The following is a 2,681-nucleotide window of genomic DNA, read 5'->3' on the forward strand; positions in this document are numbered from 1 at the left end:
GGCCTACACTGGTATCCGTCCCGGTGAATTACGTGCTCTTAGCTGGGGGGATGTCGATTTTGAGCAGCAAGTGATCAACATTCGTCGCAACATTACTCAACAGCAGATGCAATTCAAACTGCCAAAGACAAATCGCACACGAATAGTGCATCTGATGCCGCCAGCCCTGGCCGCACTACAGGCACAATTGCAGATAACTGGGTCACTTTCGGACACAAAGATTGACATGCACTTACCAGGTGGCATGATCGTGCGCCAAACATTGCGCCCAGTATTTCGCCCAACCAAACTTGTCCCAGGTAGACCACCGTTTTACTCCGGTGTTTTCTTGGTGGCTCCATGGCGGGCAGCAATCAATAAGTCAGGGGTTCGGTATCGTCGTGCCTATCAACTTCGGCATACTTTTGCCAGTTGGAATATTACTGCTCACGGAAATCTTGCGTTCATAGCTGAACAAATGGGCCATAACTCAGCAAGGATGTTGCAAGAGGTCTACGGAAAATGGATCGAGTCCGCAAGCCGCAGTGAGGCCGACGTGATCTGGAGCGCAATGCAAAAAAATGGGCATTTGCCCCAATAGCGCCCCAAAGTTTCTAAGCAATGCAATAATGCATTGATAATTAAGGATTTAATTTAAACCATATGTTAAGCAGCAATAACATCACCATGCAATTCGGCGCCAAGCCGCTGTTCGAGAACATCAACGTCAAGTTTGGCGGCGGCAACCGCTATGGCCTTATTGGCGCCAACGGCTGTGGCAAGTCCACCTTTATGAAGATCCTCGGCGGCGATCTTGAGCCCAGCGGCGGTAATGTGAGCCTGGACGTCAATGAGCGCATCGGTAAGCTGCGCCAGGATCAGTTCGCCTACGAAGATACCCGTGTTCTGGACGTGGTCATGATGGGTCACACCGAGCTGTGGGCGGCGATTGCCGAGCGTGATGCCATCTACGCCAACCTCGAAGCGACCGATGACGACTACATGAAGGCTGCCGAGCTGGAAGGGCTGGTCGCTGAATATGACGGCTACACCGCCGAAGCGCGTGCCGGTCAGCTGCTGCTGGGTGCCGGTATTCCTATCGAGCAGCACAACGGCCCGATGAGTGAAGTGGCCCCGGGCTGGAAACTGCGGGTGCTGCTGGCACAGGCGCTGTTCTCCAACCCTGACATCCTGCTGCTGGACGAACCGACCAACAACCTGGATATCAACACCATTCGCTGGCTGGAGCAGGTGCTCAATGATCGTGAAAGCACCATGATCATCATCTCTCACGACCGTCACTTCCTGAACTCCGTCTGTACTCACATGGCGGATCTGGACTACGGCGAGCTGCGCGTCTATCCGGGCAACTACGATGACTACATGCTGGCCGCCACTCAGGCCCGCGAGCGTCTGCTGGCCGACAACGCCAAGAAGAAGGCCCAGATCGCCGATCTGCAATCCTTCGTCTCCCGTTTTAGTGCCAACGCCTCCAAGTCCAGCCAAGCCACCTCCCGCCTCAAGCAGATCGACAAGATCAAGATTGAGGAAGTGAAGGTCTCCAGCCGTCAGAACCCCTTCATCCGCTTCGAGCAGGAGAAGAAGCTCTACCGCAATATCCTGGAGATCGAAGGTGTATCCAAAGGCTACGGCGAGGCGCCCCTGTTCAAGGGCCTCAACATGATGCTGGAAGTGGGTGAAAAGGTCGCCATTCTGGGTACTAACGGTATCGGTAAATCGACCCTGATCAAAACCCTGGTCGGAGAGTTGGCACCGGATACCGGCACCATCAAGTGGTCCGAGAATGCCCAGATTGGCTACTACGCCCAGGATCACGCCGAAGACTTCAACACCGATCTTAATGTGTTTGACTGGATGGCCCAGTGGAAACAGGAGAACGAAGATGAGCAGGCAGTTCGCTCTATCCTCGGTCGTCTGCTGTTCACTCAGGACGATATCAAAAAGCCGGTCAAGGTGCTCTCCGGTGGTGAACAGGGCCGTATGCTGTTCGGCAAGCTGATGATGCAGCGTCCCAACATCCTGATCATGGATGAGCCGACCAACCACCTGGACATGGAATCTATCGAATCCTTGAACCTGGCACTCGAGATGTACAAGGGCACCCTGATCTTTGTCTCCCACGACCGCGAATTCGTCTCCTCGCTGGCGACCCGCATTCTGGAGCTGAGCGAAGATGGTATCCGCGACTTCGGCGGTACCTACGAGGATTACCTGCGCACCCAGGGCGTGGTATAACCTCTGCCCTGCACACCCTCGCAATGAAAAACCGGCACTCAGGTGCCGGTTTTTTTATATCCCGTGTTTAGACGACTGATATGGCATATGACTCAGGTACGACTACAGAAAGCCGCAGAGCAAAGCGAAAACAGTAAAGAGCAGAGAGCAGAGAGCAGAGAGCAGAGAGCAGAGAGCAGAGCTTGAGTATATCTCTCGCCGCCCACAGATAAAAAAACGGCTCCATCAAGGAGCCGTTTTCAATGGGTTGCGCAGTGCCGATTACTCGACGGTCGCTTCCACACTGGTGAAGTACTCGATCTTGGCCGCTTTGCGCAGCTCGTCGATCAGAGACTTGTAATCCACCTGGGCTTTACCCTGACCCAGCTGACCTTGCAGCATGGCGGCCATGCCGGATGGAGCAGCCGGGACATTCACCTTGTCCAGCGCAACCACCACGCGGTCAC

Annotated in this window: 3 protein-coding genes; 2 read left to right on the forward strand and 1 reads right to left on the reverse strand. The window is 54.5% G+C overall.

Features of this window, described 5'->3' with window-relative positions; translation table 11 throughout:
• Together LD28_RS0112320 and LD28_RS0112325 are read left to right on the forward strand one after the other, a co-directional pair.
• Positions 1-580: site-specific integrase (locus tag LD28_RS0112320; protein WP_033137260.1), on the forward strand; the 580-nt coding region annotated here is incomplete at its 5' end.
• A gap of 62 nt (positions 581-642) precedes the next feature.
• Positions 643-2,235 (forward strand): ABC-F family ATPase, encoded by a 1,593-nt coding sequence (locus LD28_RS0112325; protein WP_033137261.1) that lies wholly within the window; start codon positions 643-645, stop codon positions 2,233-2,235.
• A gap of 261 nt (positions 2,236-2,496) precedes the next feature.
• On the opposite strand, the gene LD28_RS0112330 is transcribed toward LD28_RS0112325, so the two are convergent.
• The coding region (locus LD28_RS0112330; RefSeq protein ID WP_033137262.1) for a hypothetical protein at positions 2,497-2,681 on the reverse strand (185 nt) is incomplete at its 5' end.

It is taken from the genome of Aeromonas finlandensis, from assembly GCF_000764645.1.
In the GTDB taxonomy this organism is placed as follows: Bacteria; Pseudomonadota; Gammaproteobacteria; order Enterobacterales; family Aeromonadaceae; genus Aeromonas; species Aeromonas finlandensis.